The 15239-nt window shown below is 68.1% G+C and carries 14 protein-coding genes and 1 tRNA gene; 11 read left to right on the forward strand and 4 right to left on the reverse strand.

All coding sequences use genetic code 11. From position 1 onward, the window contains the following. The first annotated feature begins 59 nt into the window (after positions 1–59). Complete coding sequence (locus ACFLIT_RS00390; protein ID WP_479909198.1) at positions 60–977, forward strand: DMT family transporter; 918 nt, start codon at positions 60–62, stop codon at positions 975–977. 186 nt (positions 978–1163) lie between these two features. Here ACFLIT_RS00390 and ACFLIT_RS00395 read toward each other — a convergent pair whose 3' ends face one another. Continuing rightward, complete coding sequence (locus tag ACFLIT_RS00395) at positions 1164–1715, reverse strand: superoxide dismutase family protein (RefSeq protein ID WP_479909199.1); 552 nt, start codon at positions 1713–1715, stop codon at positions 1164–1166. A 121-nt stretch (positions 1716–1836) separates the two neighbouring features. Between ACFLIT_RS00395 and gyrA the strand changes: the two genes are divergently transcribed. From gyrA to ACFLIT_RS00415, 4 genes are all read left to right on the forward strand, one after another. Then, complete coding sequence (gyrA, locus tag ACFLIT_RS00400) at positions 1837–4590, forward strand: DNA gyrase subunit A (RefSeq protein ID WP_479909796.1); 2754 nt, start codon at positions 1837–1839, stop codon at positions 4588–4590. Positions 4591–4609: 19 nt separating this feature from the next. Next, positions 4610–5107, forward strand: coding sequence for a pantetheine-phosphate adenylyltransferase (gene coaD / locus ACFLIT_RS00405; RefSeq protein ID WP_479909200.1), 498 nt, complete (start codon positions 4610–4612; stop codon positions 5105–5107). Positions 5108–5195: 88 nt separating this feature from the next. Beyond that, complete coding sequence (locus ACFLIT_RS00410; RefSeq protein ID WP_479909201.1) at positions 5196–6122, forward strand: peptidylprolyl isomerase; 927 nt, start codon at positions 5196–5198, stop codon at positions 6120–6122. Between the two features lie 15 nt (positions 6123–6137). Next, positions 6138–6593 carry a peptidylprolyl isomerase gene (locus ACFLIT_RS00415; protein ID WP_479909202.1) on the forward strand — a complete coding sequence of 152 codons (456 nt, stop codon included), beginning with the start codon at positions 6138–6140 and terminating at the stop codon, positions 6591–6593. Here ACFLIT_RS00415 and ACFLIT_RS00420 read toward each other — a convergent pair. Further along, positions 6590–7576: an endonuclease/exonuclease/phosphatase family protein gene (locus ACFLIT_RS00420; RefSeq protein WP_479909203.1), complete on the reverse strand. Its 987-nt coding sequence runs from the start codon at positions 7574–7576 to the stop codon at positions 6590–6592. The genes ACFLIT_RS00415 and ACFLIT_RS00420 overlap by 4 nt on opposite strands. A 58-nt stretch (positions 7577–7634) precedes the next feature. On the opposite strand from ACFLIT_RS00420, the gene queA reads away from it, so the two are divergent. Together queA and tgt are read left to right on the forward strand one after the other, a co-directional pair. Continuing rightward, positions 7635–8702, forward strand: a complete 1068-nt coding sequence (queA, locus tag ACFLIT_RS00425) for a tRNA preQ1(34) S-adenosylmethionine ribosyltransferase-isomerase QueA (protein ID WP_479909204.1) — start codon at positions 7635–7637, stop codon at positions 8700–8702. Beyond that, positions 8702–9820 carry a tRNA guanosine(34) transglycosylase Tgt gene (gene tgt / locus ACFLIT_RS00430; protein ID WP_479909205.1) on the forward strand — a complete coding sequence of 373 codons (1119 nt, stop codon included), beginning with the start codon at positions 8702–8704 and terminating at the stop codon, positions 9818–9820. Before queA ends, tgt begins: the two co-directional genes overlap by 1 nt. A gap of 3 nt (positions 9821–9823) precedes the next feature. Here the strand turns inward: tgt and ACFLIT_RS00435 are convergent, their stop codons facing one another. After that, the gene (locus ACFLIT_RS00435) at positions 9824–10453 is read right to left on the reverse strand and encodes a hypothetical protein (protein WP_479909206.1); all 630 of its coding nucleotides are present in this window, start codon (positions 10451–10453) and stop codon (positions 9824–9826) included. Positions 10454–10605: 152 nt separating this feature from the next. On the opposite strand from ACFLIT_RS00435, the gene ACFLIT_RS00440 reads away from it, so the two are divergent. Together ACFLIT_RS00440 and ACFLIT_RS00445 are read left to right on the forward strand one after the other, a co-directional pair. Beyond that, complete coding sequence (locus ACFLIT_RS00440) at positions 10606–11850, forward strand: hypothetical protein (protein WP_479909207.1); 1245 nt, start codon at positions 10606–10608, stop codon at positions 11848–11850. Positions 11851–11963: 113 nt separating this feature from the next. Further along, entirely contained in the window at positions 11964–13184 is a 1221-nt protein-coding gene (locus tag ACFLIT_RS00445; RefSeq protein ID WP_479909208.1) for a calcium-binding protein, read from the forward strand. A 25-nt stretch (positions 13185–13209) separates the two neighbouring features. On the opposite strand, the gene ACFLIT_RS00450 is transcribed toward ACFLIT_RS00445, so the two are convergent. Continuing rightward, positions 13210–13284: transfer RNA gene (locus tag ACFLIT_RS00450), tRNA-Lys, on the reverse strand. A 213-nt stretch (positions 13285–13497) separates the two neighbouring features. Between ACFLIT_RS00450 and cysT the strand changes: the two genes are divergently transcribed. Together cysT and cysW are read left to right on the forward strand one after the other, a co-directional pair. Further along, the gene (gene cysT, locus ACFLIT_RS00455) at positions 13498–14382 is read left to right on the forward strand and encodes a sulfate ABC transporter permease subunit CysT (protein WP_479909209.1); all 885 of its coding nucleotides are present in this window, start codon (positions 13498–13500) and stop codon (positions 14380–14382) included. Then, on the forward strand, positions 14379–15227 hold the full coding sequence (gene cysW / locus ACFLIT_RS00460; protein ID WP_479909210.1) for a sulfate ABC transporter permease subunit CysW: 849 nt from the start codon (positions 14379–14381) through the stop codon (positions 15225–15227). Before cysT ends, cysW begins: the two co-directional genes overlap by 4 nt. The last annotated feature ends 12 nt before the right edge of the window (positions 15228–15239 follow it).

Raw genomic sequence — 15239 nt, forward strand, 5'->3', positions numbered from 1 at the left:
CGCGTCCGGTTCCGCCGAATCCCCTCGACCTTGCCGCCGCCAGCCGCTAGCCCCGCGAAATGACCCGTTCCGGCCCGTTCGCGCCCATCGAGATCGCCGCCCTCGCCGCGATCATCGTGATCTGGGGGGTCAACAACGCGGCCGCGAAATACGCCACCCAGTTTCTGCCGCCGTTCTTCGTCGGCGGCATGCGCTTCGCCCTCACGCTGCTGGCCCTGGGCCCGTTCATGCTGCGGCCGCCGTGGCCGGACCTGCGCAAGATCGCCGGCTTCATTCTGCTGGCCGGTCCGGTCCACTTCAGCCTGATCTATCTCGGCTTCGCCATGGGCAAGCAGCTCAGCCCCCTGGCCATCGTCAGCCAGCTGTGGATCCCGTTCACCGCCGTCTTCGCCTGGCCGCTGCTGGGCGAACGGATGAGCCCGATCGCCGGGATCGGCCTCGCCGTCGCCTTCGCCGGCGTCGCCTGGATGAGCTTCGACCCGCATTCCGGCGGCGATCTCGACGCCATCCTGGTCACCGCCCTGGCCGCCGCCGCCTGGGCGCTGTCGGCGGTTCTGGCCCGCAAGGCCAAGGGCGTTCCGGCCCTGAAGCTCAACGCGCTCACGGCCCTGTTGGCCACGCCCGTCCTGCTCGGCGCGGCCTTCGCCACCGATCCGAACCTGCCCGCCAAAATATCCCGCGCCGGCCTGTTCGTCTGGGCCTGCATCGCCTGGGCGGGGCTGGTGTCGTCGATCTGCGCCACCACGCTGCTCTACTGGATGGTCCAGCGGCGCGAGGCCAACCGCGTCACGCCCTATCTGCTGCTCAGCACCCTGGTGTCCTGCGCCATCGGCGTCGTCTGGATGGGCGACAGGTTTAGCACCGCCCTGGTCCTCGGCGCCCTGGTCGCCATGGGCGGCATCGTCATCGTCGTGGTGGCCGAGCGTCGGCAGGCGAGGGCGGCCCTCGAAGCCGCCGTCGCCGATCCGCCGGTCTGAGGCCTTTTTCGGAACTCAGTACGCGACGATCTCAATTCCCCGCTTTCCTCGGCCTTGTGCCGAGGATCTCTGTGTCCGCCGACGCTGTGTCTGGTGTGCGTGGTTCAGTGCGTCCGCCAAGAGGGGCCCTCGGCACAAGGCCGACGGAAGCGGATGTGGAACCGGGCTGGAATTTCCCGGTCGCCCCTACTTGATCACCCCGCACGCGACCCGGGCGCCGGCGCCGCCGATCGGCTGGCTCGTCTGGTCGTCCGGCGAGGCGTGGATCACGATCGCCGAGCCGTCGGCGTCCTTCAGTCCCATGTGGCCGCCCTGGGCCGCGGCGCTCCAGGACACCAGCGTCGTGAAGGCCTGCGCCTGGCCGTTTCCATCGGCGGCGACCCAGATGTTCGGCAGGTCGCCGAAGTCCGGCCCATCGGCGTTCAGGAGGCCGTGGGCCATCTTGTGATCGCCCGTGTGATTGATGTGGCCGCCCGCCTTCTCGAACTTGGCGTCCGAGCAGTCGCCCACCGCATGCAGGTGCATGCCATGCCAGCCGGGCGTCAGGCCGCTGACCTTCACGTCGATCAGCACCCCGCCGTTGGCGGCGCGGAAGCCGGCCTCGCCGATGGTCTTGCCGTCGCCGGCCTTCAGCGGCGTCGTGGCCGGCGGGGCGGCGGACTGGGCGAAGGCGAGCCCGGCGGCGGCGGCCAGGGGCGCGGCGAGCGTCAGGGCGGCGAGGGCGATGCGACGAGACATGAGGAGCGCTCCAAAAACTGTCAAAAGGTGGCGGCGCACCGCCTCGGATGGTAACTAACGGGGCGGACTTTCGGTCCGATTCCCCCGTCGAAAAGTTCCAATTCCCTTGTCAGACGAAACGATCAACGCACCTGAAGGCGCCCCCGGCGGCGCTGGCACGGGCATCGCTCCCATCAACATCGAGTCCGAGCTCAAGCGCTCCTACCTCGACTATGCGATGAGCGTCATCGTCAGCCGCGCGCTGCCGGATGTGCGCGACGGCCTGAAGCCTGTGCATCGGCGCATCTTCTATTCGATGCACGATTTGAACATGACGCCGGACCGCGCCTATTCGAAGTGCGCCCGCGTCGTCGGCGACGTGCTCGGCCGTTTCCACCCCCACGGCGACCAGTCGGTCTATTTCGCCCTGGCGCGCATGGCGCAGCCGTTCTCGATGGGCCTCCTGCTGGTCGACGGCCAAGGCAACTTCGGCTCGGTCGACGGCGATATGCCCGCCGCCATGCGTTACACCGAATGCCGCATGGCCCAGCCCACGGTGTCGATGCTCGCCGACATCGACCAGGACACGGTCGACTTCCAGGACAACTACGACGGCAAGGAGCAGGAGCCGGTCGTCCTGCCGGCCCGCTTCCCGAACCTGCTGGTCAACGGCGCCGGCGGCATCGCCGTCGGCATGGCCACCAACATCCCGCCGCACAACCTCGGCGAAGTGGTCGACGCGACCCTGGCCCTGATCGACGATCCCGAGATCGGCGCCGACGCCCTGCTCGATATCGTCCCCGGCCCGGACTACCCGACCGGCGGGGAGATCATCGGCCGCAGCGCCGCGCGCACGGCGCTGCTCACCGGCCGCGGCTCCGTCATCACGCGCGGCATCGCCACGGTGGAGGAAATCCGCGCCGGCCGCGAAGCCATCATCATCACCTCGCTGCCCTACCAGGTGAACAAGGCCGGCCTCGTCGAACACATCGCCGAGCTGGTCCGTGAAAAGCGCCTCGAAGGCATCGCCGATATCCGCGACGAAAGCGACCGCGAGGGCACCCGCGTGGTCATCGAGCTGAAGCGCGACGCCTCGGGCGACGTGCTGCTCAACCAGCTCTATCGCTACACGGCCCTGCAGAGCAGCTTCGGCGTCAACATGCTGGCGCTGAACCGCGGGCGCCCGCAGCAGATGGGCCTTCGCGAAATCCTTTCGGCCTTCGTCGATTTCCGCGAGGAAGTCGTTGTCCGCCGCACGCGCTTCCAGCTCAACAAGGCCCGTGATCGCGGCCACGTCCTGGTCGGTCTGGCCATCGCCGTCGCCAACATCGACGAAGCCATCCACATCATCCGTTCGTCGGTCGATCCCAGCGAAGCGCGCGAGCGCCTGGTGGCCCGCGACTGGCCGACCGGCGACATGATGCCCCTGGTCGAGCTGATCGCTGACCCGCGCACCGTGTTGGTTGACGGGAATCGCATCCGCCTCACCGACGAGCAGGCCCGCGCCATCCTGGCCCTGACCCTTTCGCGCCTGACCGGCCTTGGCCGCGACGAGATCGAGGGCGAGGCCCGCAGCCTGGCCGAAGCCATCCGCGGCTATCTCGACCTGCTGTCCTCCCGCGAAGCCATCATGGCCGTGGTCCGCGAGGAACTGGTCGAAATTCGCACCAAGTTCGCCATCCCGCGCAGGACCCAGATCGTCGACGGCGACGCCGGGGTCGAGGACGAGGACCTGATCCCGCGCGAGGACATGGTCATCACCGTCACCCACAGCGGCTATGTGAAGCGCACCTCGCTGGCCACCTATCGGTCGCAGAAGCACGGCGGCAAGGGCCGCTCGGGCATGCGCACTAAGGAAGAGGACGCGGTCACCGGCGTGTTCTCCGCCTCCACCCACGCGCCGCTGCTGTTCTTCTCCTCGGGCGGCAAGGCCTACAAGCTGAAGGTCTGGCGCCTGCCGCAGGGCGACGCCAATGCGCGCGGCAAGGCGTTCGTGAACCTGCTGCCGATCGAGCCCGGCGAGAGCATCACCTCGATCCTGGCGCTGCCGGAGGACGAGGCGCAGTGGGATAAGCTGGACGTGATGTTCGCCACCCGCTCGGGCAATGTCCGCCGCAACAAGCTCAGCGACTTCGCGCAGATCAACCGCGCCGGCAAGATCGCCATGAAGCTGGACGAGGACGACAGCATCATCGGCGTCGCGGTCTGCACCGCCGCCCAGGATGTGCTGCTGACCAGCGCCTCGGGCCGCGCCATCCGCTTCGGCGTCGAGGAAGTTCGCGTGTTCGCCGGACGCGACTCCACCGGCGTGCGCGGCATCCGCCTCGCCGAGGGCGACACCGTCATCAACATGGCCATCCTGAACAGCGTCGCGGCGACGCCGGACGAGCGCGTGGCCTACCTCAAGCAGTCGCGCGCCATGCTGCGGGCGACCCAGGGCGAGGGCGACGGCGACGAGGAGGCCGCGACGCCGGACGAGGAAGAGGAAGTCTCGGACGCCGCCCTCAGCCCCGAACGTTACGCCGAACTCGGCGCGGCCGAGGAGATCATCCTCACCCTGTCCAGCGAGGGCATCGGCAAGCGCTCCAGCGCCTACGATTTCCGTCGCACCGGGCGGGGCGGGCAGGGGCTCACGGCTCAGGATCTCTCCCGCAAGGGCGGCAAGCTGGTGGCCGGCTTCCCGGTGGCCGACGGCGACGAACTCCTGCTGGTCACCGACGGGGGGCAATTGATCCGCTGCCCGGTCGGCCAGATTCGTCTCGCGGCCCGCAACACCCAGGGCGTCATCGTCTTCCGCACCGCCAAGGACGAGCATGTCGTTTCGGTCGAGCGGCTTGCCGAAGCCGGCGGCTCCGACGAAGGTGAGGCGGAAGCTGGGCCGGAGACGGCCGAGTAAGCGTCTAGCGGGGGCTTAAATGCGCATCGCGCTCTATCCGGGCACCTTCGACCCGGTGACCAACGGCCATCTCGACATCGTCGGCCGGGCGGTGAAGCTGGTCGACAAGCTGGTGATCGGCGTGGCCATCAACGCCGGCAAGGGGCCGATGTTCTCGCTCGAAGAGCGGGTGGCGATGCTGGAGGCGGAGACCGCCGGCCTGGGGGGAAGCACCCAGATCGAGGTCCGTCCCTTCGAGACCCTGCTGATGCACTTCGCCCGCGAGGTGGGCGCGCAGCAGATCGTTCGCGGGCTGCGCGCCGTCGCCGACTTCGAATACGAGTTCCAGATGACGGCCATGAACCAGCAGCTCGACCGCGACATCGAGACCGTGTTCCTGATGGCCGATCCGCGCCACCAGGCCATCGCCTCGCGGCTGGTGAAGGAGATCGTCGTTCTCGGCGGCGATGTCTCCAAGTTCGTTCCCCCTCGGGTGAAAGACCGCCTTTTGGCCAAGATCGCCGATCAGAAAGCCTAGCCGGCCAAGCGCCGCCGTCCGTATTTCCTTGCAGACCCCGCTGCGGCGTCGGTTGATCCCGTCGCCGTCTGAGGGCAGAGAAACCGCCATGAACCGTTTCGTCCTCGCCGCCGGGAGCCTCGTCCTCGGCGCCGCCCTTGCGACCACCGCCATCGGCCAGACGCGCGCGACCCCGCCGGTGATCCGGCCGGACCTTCCGCCGTCGCTCGGCGGGCCCTCCGTGCCCCGCGCCCCGACGCAGCCCGCCGGCCCGCAGCCGACCGCCGCCGACTGGCGCACGCCCGATCCGCAGAACGTGCTGGTCATCGACACCAACAAGGGCCGCGTCTTCGTCGAGCTGATCCCGGAGCTCGCCCCGGCCCACGTCGAGCGTCTGCGCACGTTGGCGCGCCGCAAGTTCTACGACGGCTTGCAGTTCTTCCGCGTGGTGGAAAACTTCATGGACCAGACGGGCGATCCGCAGAACACCGGCCAGGGCGGCTCGGACCTGCCGGACCTCAAGGGCGAGTTCACCTTCCGCCGCGATCCGGCGACGACGCCCTTCGTCCAGGTGGCGGCTCCCACCGGCAGCGAAATCGGCTTCATCGGCCCGATGGCCGTGATGAGCCAGGTCACCGCCATGTCGGCCCTCACCGCCGACGGCAAGGTCAGCGCCTGGGGCCTGTTCTGCCCGGGCGTGATCGGCATGGCCCGCGCCACCGATCCGGACAGCGCCAACAGCCAGTTCTACCTGATGCGGGCGACCTATCCCTCGCTCGACAAGAACTACACCGCCTTCGGCCGCGCGATCAGCGGCCTGTCGGTCATTCGCGCGATCAAGGTCGGCGAGCCGGTGGCCGATCCGCGCGACGTGATGGAGCGCGTTCAGGTGCTGGCCGACATGTCCCCGGCGCCGAGCGTGCGGGTGGTCGACACCCGCGGCGCCTGGTTCAAGGGCGAGGTCGAACGCCGGCGGGCTTCCCGCGGCGCCGACTTCTCGGCCTGCGACATCGAGATTCCCTCGGAAGTGAAGTAGCTGGAGGTCATACAAATGGCTGACGAAAACCTGATCCTGACGCTCGAAAGCGGCCCCGTGACCATCCGCCTGCGCCCCGACCTGGCCCCCGGCCACGTGGAGCGCATCACCGAGCTGGCCAAGGAAGGCTTCTACGACGGCGTGGTCTTCCACCGCGTGATCCCGGGCTTCATGGCCCAGGGGGGGGATCCGTCCGGCACCGGCATGGGCGGCTCCAAGAAGCCCGACCTGAAAGCCGAGTTCAGCCGCGAACCGCACGTCCGCGGCGTCTGCTCGATGGCCCGCACCTCGAACCCGAACAGCGCCAACAGCCAGTTCTTCATCTGCTTCGACGACGCCCGTTTCCTCGACGGCCAGTACACCGTCTGGGGCGAAGTGATCGAAGGCATGGAAAACATCGACGCCCTGCCCAAGGGCGAGCCGCCGCGCGCCCCGGGCAAGATCGTCAAGGCCGAAGTCGTCCCGGCCTAACGCCCCGTCAGCTCCACCACGATGGGGTAGTGGTCCGAGCCGATCCTCGGGCCACGCTTCACGCTCACCGTGCGCCAGCCGTCGCCGGCGTAGACCTGATCGATGGCCACCAGGGGCAGGGGCGGCACGGGAAATTTCGGGCCGCGATAGTAGGCCTCGCCCGGCCAGGTCGCCTGGCCATGCGTTCGCCGCGTCAGGCCGCTCACCTCGCGATCGAATTCGCGCAGGCTGTTCGACCACGGGGCCATGTTGAAGTCGCCGACCAGGATCGTCCGGTCGGTCGGGTTGCGGTTGGCGAATTCGCTCAGCCCCGCGCGCTGGCTCGGACCGAACCACCGCCACGGCCAGTCCATGTGCACCCCGATCACCGTGAATTCGCCGCCCGGTCCGGCGAACCGGCTCCAGCCGCCCAGGATCGGAAAGGAACTGTCCGAATTCGGCCGCTCGAAGCGGCCGCTGGCCGTCGGCGCCTGCTTGGCCAGGATGATGTTCGACCACCAGTGGTTCAGGCAGCCGTTGCAGTGGGGATAGCGGGCCCGCAGCCGCATCAACTGCGCCTCCGGCAGGCCTTCGCCTTCTTCGATGACCACGATGTCGGCGTCCTGCGCCAGCAGCCAGTCGATGCTGCGCTCTGGCGTGCGGTTCAGGATGTAGGCGTTGTACTGGATCACCTTCAGCCGCTCGGCCCCCGGCCGGGCGCCGGGCGTCAGCCGCCCCACGATCTCCGGCGCCACGCGCACCCCGCCGATGATCACGGCCGCGCCCGCCGGGATCGCCACCAGCCAGCGCGGCAGGCCCTTCGGGGCCGTCAGGGCTATCGCGAGCGCCAGCAGGCCTCCGGCCCACCAGAACGGGGTCAGCTGGTTGAGGATGTCGAGCTTGGGCGCCAGGCCGCCGCCCAGGCCCGCCACGGCGGCGGCGGCGCATCCCACCCCCAGGAGCAGGGCGGCCAGCCAGGCGAGGAATCGGATCGGCTTGATCATCGCCTGCTCCTACCACGCAAAGCTTGACGCCCCGTGTGGCGCGGGTCATCGCCCGCCGATGCGTCTCGCCGATTTCGATTTCGACCTGCCGGAAGCCGCCATCGCCCTGCGGCCGGCCAGCCCGCGCGACTCCGCGCGTCTGTTGCTCGTGCAGCCGCGGCTGCCCCTGGTCGACCATGTGGTGCGCGACCTGCCGGACCTGCTGCGGCCCGGCGACGCCCTGGTGTTCAACGACACCCGCGTGATCCCCGCCCGGCTCAACGGCGAGCGTCCGGCCCGCGCCGAGGGCGGCGGCGACGGCGCGCCGGTCGCGGTCGAGGCCATGCTGCACCGTCGCCTCTCGCCCGACCGCTGGGCCGCCTTCGCCCGGCCGGCCAAACGCGTCCGCATGGGCGATACCCTGCGCTTCGGCGACGACCTCTCGGCCGAGGTGGCGGAGAAGGGGGAGGGCGGCGAGATCGTGCTTGCCTTCGACCAGGCCGGCGCCCGCCTCGACGCCGCCATCGGCGCCCTCGGCCACATGCCCCTGCCGCCCTACATCGCCTCCAAGCGCGCCGAGGACGAGCGCGACCGCGCCGACTATCAGACCGTCTACGCCAGGGCCGACGGCTCGGTCGCCGCGCCGACCGCCGGCCTGCACTTCACCCCCGAACTGCTCGCCCGCCTGGCCGAGCGCGGCGTCTCCCAGCACTTCGTCACCCTGCATGTCGGGGCCGGCACCTTCCTGCCGGTCAAGGTCGACGACATCGCCGAGCACCGCATGCATCCCGAGTTCGGCGTCGTCACGCCCGAGACGGCGGCGGCGCTCAACGCCGTCCACGCCGCCGGCGGCCGCATCGTCTGCGTCGGCACCACGGCGCTGCGCCTGATCGAAAGCGCCTCCGGCGACGACGGCCAGGTCCGCCCCTTCGCCGACGAGACCGCCATCTTCATCACCCCGGGCTACCGCTTCCGCGCCGCCGATGGCCTGATGACCAACTTCCACCTGCCGAAGTCGACCCTGTTCATGCTGGTCAGCGCCTTCGCCGGCCAGCAGCAGATGCGGTCGGCCTACGAGCACGCCATAGCCGCCGGCTACCGCTTCTATTCCTACGGCGACTCCAGCCTGCTATGGCGAGCCGCCTGATGGCCAGCTTCCCCTTCGACATCAAAGCCACCGACGGCGCCGCCCGCACCGGCGTGCTCTCGACGCCGCGCGGCGAAATCCGCACCCCCGCCTTCATGCCGGTCGGCACTGCCGCCACCGTCAAGGCCCTCACCGTCGATCAGGTGAAGGCCACCGGCGCCGACATCATCCTCGGCAACACCTACCACCTGATGCTGCGCCCCACGGCCGAGCGCGTGCAGCGTCTCGGCGGCCTCCACCGCTTCATGCGCTGGGACGGCCCGATCCTCACGGACAGCGGCGGCTTCCAGGTCATGTCGCTGTCGAACATCTCCAAGGTGACGGAAGAAGCGGTCACCTTCGCCAGCCACATCGACGGCTCGCGCCATGTGCTGAGCCCCGAGCGTTCCATCGAGATCCAGGCCGATCTTCTCGGCTCGGACATCGTCATGCAGCTCGACGAATGCGTCGCCTGGCCGGCGGAGGAGGGCAGGGCGGCCGAGGCCCTGCGCCTGTCGGCCCGCTGGGGCGAGCGCTCCAAGGCCGCCTTCGGCGCGCGCGACAGCCAGGCCCTGTTCGGCATCCAGCAGGGCTCCACCTTCGAACACCTGCGACGTGAGAGCTCCGAGCGCCTGATCGAGACCGGCTTCGACGGCTACGCCATCGGCGGTCTCGCGGTCGGCGAGGGCCACCAGGCCATGTGCGAGACCCTCGAATACGCCCCGGCCATGCTGCCGGCCGACCGGCCGCGCTACCTGATGGGCGTCGGCAAGCCGATCGACCTCGTCGAGGCGGTCGCCCGGGGCGTCGACATGTTCGACTGCGTCCTGCCCACCCGTTCGGGCCGCCATGGGCAGGCCTGGACCTGGGAAGGCTCGATCAACCTCAAGAACGCCCGCTTCGCCGAGGACGAAGAACCCCTCGACCCCACCATCGCCTGCCCGGCCAGCAGCGCCTATTCCAAGGCCTATCTGCACCACCTGGTGAAGGCCGAGGAGATTCTCGGCCAGGTCCTGCTCTCCTGGCACAACCTGGCCTTCTTCGCGGCCCTGACCGCCGCCATGCGCTCGGCCATCGCCGAAGGCCGCTTCGAAGCCTTCCGCCGCGACTTCGCCGCTCGGCAGGCGCGCAAGGACTAGGTCTTAGTCCGGGTCGCTATCCTCGCCCCACCCGGGGATGCGGAACGGGAAGCGGCCCTTGTCCTCTTCTTTCGGCAGCCAGGTCCGCGTGTGATCCGGCGTCGCCGGCGGATCGCAGCCGCGCGCTTCGCCCAGGCCCTTGAGGTAGGATCGGCGCACCCCGCCCGCGGCGGCGGCGGCCTGCACCAGGCTGTCATGCTTCTCGGCCCCGGTCAGGCGCCGCACCCAGCCGCGCATCGGGATCAGGTCGGACGCCGCGCCGGCCACCGCGCCCAACGCCTGGTCGCCCACGAAGCCCTTGCCCCGGTCGATCAGGTCCTCGTCTTCCTTGGGCGGCACGATGTCGAGGTCGGGGCCGAGCGTCTCGTTCAAAGATCCCACGATCCCGGCCAGGGTAAGGCAGTCCGAGCTCGGCGGCCGGACGTAAGGATCGACCATGGCGTCCAGCAAGATCTGCGGGATCTTGGTGCGGATCACATTCATGTCCCGCAGCGGCGCCTGCATCGCCCCGCCGAGCCCGGAGCGATTGGCCTCTGACGTCGTGATCATGCGCGGATCGTCCGGAGCTCGCTTCGAAGCGCAGGCCGAGAGGGCGGGGAACAGGCAGGCGAGGGCGATAACGACGCGGCGCATGGTCAAGCACCCTAACGCCTAATGTGGTGTTTGGTAGGCGCCCGGCGCATCGACCCTATCGGGCCGGCGATGCGCCCGTCCGCATCACTCTGGGATCACATTGATATGCGACGAATAGTCGCGCAGTATTTGGTTCGGCTGGAGGGTGAACGATGACGACGATCATCACGGACGTTGGTGGCACGCTGACGTGGGAAGAGGCCCGTGACTACTCGGTACAATATGGCGGTGTGTTGACCTCGCGTCTCTATCACTCTTACGGCGGAGGCGGCGCCGGTCGAGAACACAAGTTTGAGGAATACGCCTGGATCGGCGCCCACAAGGAGGGCGACGAGTGGGTCTGGATGGACGGCTCGCCTGTGGAGCAGACTGATGGCTCCTATCAGTCCGGCTATGTCGATGAGATATTCCTTGATGGCGACCCGAGCAACGACCCTGACTACGCCGTCTTGAGCGGCTCGTCGCTGAGGAAGGTCAACGAGTTCTTCGAATTCGAATTTTTGACCAAGTTCATCTGGGAGAAAGAGGGGGCGACGATCGCCGGGACCCCCTTCGCCGATTGGATCTGGGGTGGCATCGTCGGCAAGACCGTGAGCCTCGGGGCAGGTGACGATTGGGTCTTCGACAACTCCGACCACGAGGGCTCGAAGGTCGTAGTGAACGCCGGTTCCGGAAACGACCAAGTGACCGTCGTCGGTGCGACACACGCCACGGTCACAGACGGCGCCGGCACGGACAACATTCTCATCGCTACAGGCGTCATCAAGGCGTCATTGGACGGCGAGAACGACGACTTATATGCCGACTTTCAGTCGACGCTGACCTACGAGACCGCCAAGCAGGATTTGATCATGCTCGGCGATGGAAAGATCCGTAGCGCCGAGATCGGAATCGACACCGTCCAGGGCTTCCAGCTGATTGGTGGCTCAGGCGACGACGTGCTTCGCGACTTCCAGCGCATCACCGGCGGCAAGGGCGACGACACCATTACACCCCACACCTACGGCACAGGTGGGGACGGCAATGATACCCTAATCGCCGCGCCCAACAGCAAGGTCACTCTGCTTGGCGACGCCGGCGCCGACACCTTCATCGTCCGCGGCGGCTACGCTCCCTACGGCCCTCACGAGCTTACTGGTGGCGCTGGGATCGACCGTTTCGTGTTCGAAGTCGCTGCGGCGGCCAAGATCAACGACCTTAAGGCGGGTGAGAAGATCGATCTCTCGGCCCTGCTCGACGTCTCGGTCCCCGACGCCTTCGCCGGCGGCTATCTCAAGCAGACCGTCCTGAAGGGCTATACCTACCTGTCGATCGACCTCGACGGGGGCGGGAACGACTACCAGGACCTCGCCACGTTGAAGGGCGTGTTCAATCTCGCCGACTACCTGCTCGTCTAGGCCCGGGGGCGGCGCCGTGGTCGACGGCGCCTGTGGATTGGTTCAGGGCTGCGGGTTTCCGTGGCCTCGCGATGCTTTGACCTGCGGCGTTCAACCAGGATGGAGAGTGGGCTATGGCGACCATCGTCACCGACCTTTATCGCGCGCTGACCTTCGAGGAGGCGCAGCAGATCGCCTCGACCAGCAGCGGCGTCCTGACCCGGCACTTCACATTGCAGTGGGGCCGAAACCGGGAGCACGACTACGTCCTGAGCGGCGCGTGGGCCGGCGCCTATCTCGACAATGGGGTGGCGCGCTACCTCGACGGAACGCCCATCCCCATCGAGAAGCTGCGCGGCAATCTGGACGACGGCGATCCGACCAACGACTACGACCGCATCGCCATTCAGGAACGCGGTCTGAGTGACATTCCGCCCTACATTGTCGTGACTCAACTCGCCATCGACCTGGACGCCGCGGTCAACTACGGCACGCAGTACGACGACGCCCTCTACACTTGGCTCGACCCCGAGATCGGCTCACCGGCCGGCAAGGTGTTCAACCTTATGGGGGGCAATGACTTCGTCTACGACGACCGGCACAGTTCGGCCGCCGCGGTGACCTATAACGTCGGCGCGGGGAACGACTATCTCGAAGTCCGGGGCATGACCAAGGTCACGGCCATAGACGGCGCCGGCTCGGACATTGTCGAGATCGAGACCGGGGTCATCAAGGCCAGCCTGGATGGCGACAACGACATCTTCTTCGCCGGCGGCTTTTCGACCCTGAGCTATGAGAACGCCAGGCAGGATCTCGTGATGCTTGGCGACGGCAAGGTCCGAAGCCTCGAGGTCGGCGTCGACGCCATCGAGGGCTACCAACTGATCGGCGGCTCGGGCAACGACACCCTGATGAACTTCTCCCGCATCACCGGCGGCAGGGGAAACGACAACATCACCCCCTGGAGCTACGGCTCCGGCGGCGACGGGAACGACACCCTGATCGCCGTTGAATCGCCGTCCGGGAAGGTGACCCTGCTGGGCGATGGCGGCGCCGACACCTTCATCTTCCGCGCCGGCGTCGCCGAGGCCACCGGCGGCTCGGGCGTCGACCGTTTCGTCTTCGAGGCCGTGATGCCGGTGAAAATCAACGACCTACAGGCCGGCGAGACGATCGACCTCACCGCCTTGCTCGACGTCTCGACCGCCGACGCCTTCGCCGGCGGCTACCTCAAACAGACCGTCCTGAAGGGCTACACCTACCTGTCCATCGACCTGGACGGCAGCGGGAACGACTACCAGGACCTCGCCACGGTGAAGGGCGTCTTCGGCCTGGCCGACTACATCGTCGCCTGAAATCCACCTCCGCCCTCGGGGAGGTTGGTAGGCCGGGTGAGGTTCGAACTCACGACCATTCGATTAAAAGTCGAATGCTCTACCACTGAGCTACCGGCCCGCACGCAAGTGCGAAGCGCCCCCTTAAGGGGGCTCGCGCGGCTCCGCAACCGCCCTTGCGGGCATTTCCTGATCCGTCGGCGAGAAATTCTTGATTGTCACCTCGGACGCTAGGAATTACCCGGCGAGCTTCGAAGCTCGGTCGGCCGTCTCCATCGGCCGCCGTCCGTGGCTACAGGACGGTGAGCCAAAAGGGGCGTAAGACGACAGCCGCATGACTGCGACGACGCCCGACATCGCCCCGCGGCCCGTATCGGCTCACGCCCGGCGTCCGAAGTGGCTGCGCCGCCGCTCGGGCATTCCGGGGTTCGGCGTCACCCTGGGCGTCACGCTCGGGCTGCTGTCCCTGATCGTGCTGATTCCGCTCACCGCCGTGGCCATCAAGGCCGCCGGCCTGTCGCCGGCCCAGTTCGTCGCCGTCGCCTTTTCCGAGCGCGCGCTCGCCGCCTACCGGCTCACCTTCTTCGCATCCCTGGCCGCCGCCCTGGTCAACGCCGTCTTCGGCCTGCTCACCGCCTGGGCGCTGGTCCGTTACGAGTTTCCGGGCAAGGGCCTGATCAACGCCCTGGTCGATCTGCCCTTCGCCCTGCCCACCGCCGTGGCCGGCATCGCGCTCGCCACCCTCTACGCCCCCAACGGCTGGATCGGGCAGTTTCTGACGCCGCTGGGGATCAAGGTCGGCTACACGCCGCTTGGCGTCGTCATCGCGCTCACCTTCATCGGCCTGCCGTTCGTGGTCCGCACCCTCGAGCCGGTGCTGCACGAACTGGCCAGCGATGTGGAGGAGGCCGCCGCCAGCCTCGGGGCCGGGCGTCTATCGATCCTCTGGCGCATCGTCCTGCCGGCCCTGGCGCCCGCCTGGATCACCGGCGTCACCCTGTCCTTCGCCCGCGCCATCGGCGAATACGGCTCGGTGATCTTCATCGCCGGCAACATGCCCTACAAGTCCGAGATCGCGCCGCTGCTGATCGTCATCCAGCTGGAGCAGTATGAATACGCCTCCGCCGCCGCCATCGCCCTGGTGCTGCTGGCTGTGTCCTTCTTCATGCTGCTGGTGATCAACGCCGTGCAGGCCTGGGCGCGGAGGTTCCAGACGTGAGCCGCCAGCTAAGTCCCACCACCACGGAAGACCCCATCTGGGTGAAGACCCTCGTTCTCGGCCTGGTCGTCGCCTTCCTCGCCCTGGTGCTGCTGCTGCCCCTGGCGGCGGTGTTCATCGAGGCCTTCAGGAAGGGCTTCGGCGCGGTGTTCGACGCGCTGTCGACGCCGGACGCGGTCGCCGCGATCAAGCTCACCCTGCTCACGGCCGCCATCGCCGTGCCGTTCAACGCCGTCTTCGGCCTCTGCGCCGCCTGGGCCATCGCCAAGCACGATTTCCCCGGCAAGAGCCTGCTGATCACCCTGATCGACCTGCCGTTCTCGGTCTCGCCGGTGGTCGCCGGCCTGATCTATGTGCTGGTGTTCGGCGCCCAGGGCTGGTTCGGCGGCTGGCTGCAGGACAACGACATCCGCATCGTCTTCGCCGTGCCGGGCATCATCCTGGCGACGGTCTTCGTCACCTTCCCCTTCATCGCCCGCGAGCTGATCCCGCTGATGCAGGAGCAGGGCGTGGCGGAGGAGGAGGCGGCCGTCTCCCTCGGGGCCTCGGGCCTGATCACCTTCTGGCGCGTCACGGCCCCCAACGTGCGCTGGGGCCTGCTCTACGGCGTCCTGCTGTGCAACGCCCGGGCGATGGGCGAGTTCGGCGCGGTGTCGGTGGTCTCGGGCCACATCCGCGGCCTGACCAACACCATGCCGCTGCACGTCGAAATCCTTTATAACGAGTACGACTTCACCGGCGCCTTCGCGGTGGCGGCCTTGCTTTGCCTCCTGGCCATCGTCACCCTCGTACTGAAGACCGCGCTTGAGACGCTGCAGCCGCGCTCGTCGCGCACTGGCCACTAGATCTGGACTGAC

The organism is Caulobacter sp. HJHS_5 (genome assembly GCF_056683955.1).

Excerpts from the sequence above, each read along its gene's own strand:
- ACFLIT_RS00390 (WP_479909198.1), top strand. The coding sequence starts at position 60 with ATGACCCGTTCCGGCCCGTTCGCGCCCATCGAGATCGCCGCCCTCGCC.
- ACFLIT_RS00420 (WP_479909203.1), bottom strand. The coding sequence starts at position 7,576 with ATGATCAAGCCGATCCGATTCCTCGCCTGGCTGGCCGCCCTGCTCCTG.
- ACFLIT_RS00415 (WP_479909202.1), top strand. The coding sequence starts at position 6,138 with ATGGCTGACGAAAACCTGATCCTGACGCTCGAAAGCGGCCCCGTGACC.
- ACFLIT_RS00440 (WP_479909207.1), top strand. The coding sequence starts at position 10,606 with ATGACGACGATCATCACGGACGTTGGTGGCACGCTGACGTGGGAAGAG.
- ACFLIT_RS00410 (WP_479909201.1), top strand. The coding sequence starts at position 5,196 with ATGAACCGTTTCGTCCTCGCCGCCGGGAGCCTCGTCCTCGGCGCCGCC.
- queA (WP_479909204.1), top strand. The coding sequence starts at position 7,635 with ATGCGTCTCGCCGATTTCGATTTCGACCTGCCGGAAGCCGCCATCGCC.
- ACFLIT_RS00395 (WP_479909199.1), bottom strand. The coding sequence starts at position 1,715 with ATGTCTCGTCGCATCGCCCTCGCCGCCCTGACGCTCGCCGCGCCCCTG.
- ACFLIT_RS00445 (WP_479909208.1), top strand. The coding sequence starts at position 11,964 with ATGGCGACCATCGTCACCGACCTTTATCGCGCGCTGACCTTCGAGGAG.
- cysT (WP_479909209.1), top strand. The coding sequence starts at position 13,498 with ATGACTGCGACGACGCCCGACATCGCCCCGCGGCCCGTATCGGCTCAC.
- coaD (WP_479909200.1), top strand. The coding sequence starts at position 4,610 with ATGCGCATCGCGCTCTATCCGGGCACCTTCGACCCGGTGACCAACGGC.
- tgt (WP_479909205.1), top strand. The coding sequence starts at position 8,702 with ATGGCCAGCTTCCCCTTCGACATCAAAGCCACCGACGGCGCCGCCCGC.
- ACFLIT_RS00435 (WP_479909206.1), bottom strand. The coding sequence starts at position 10,453 with ATGCGCCGCGTCGTTATCGCCCTCGCCTGCCTGTTCCCCGCCCTCTCG.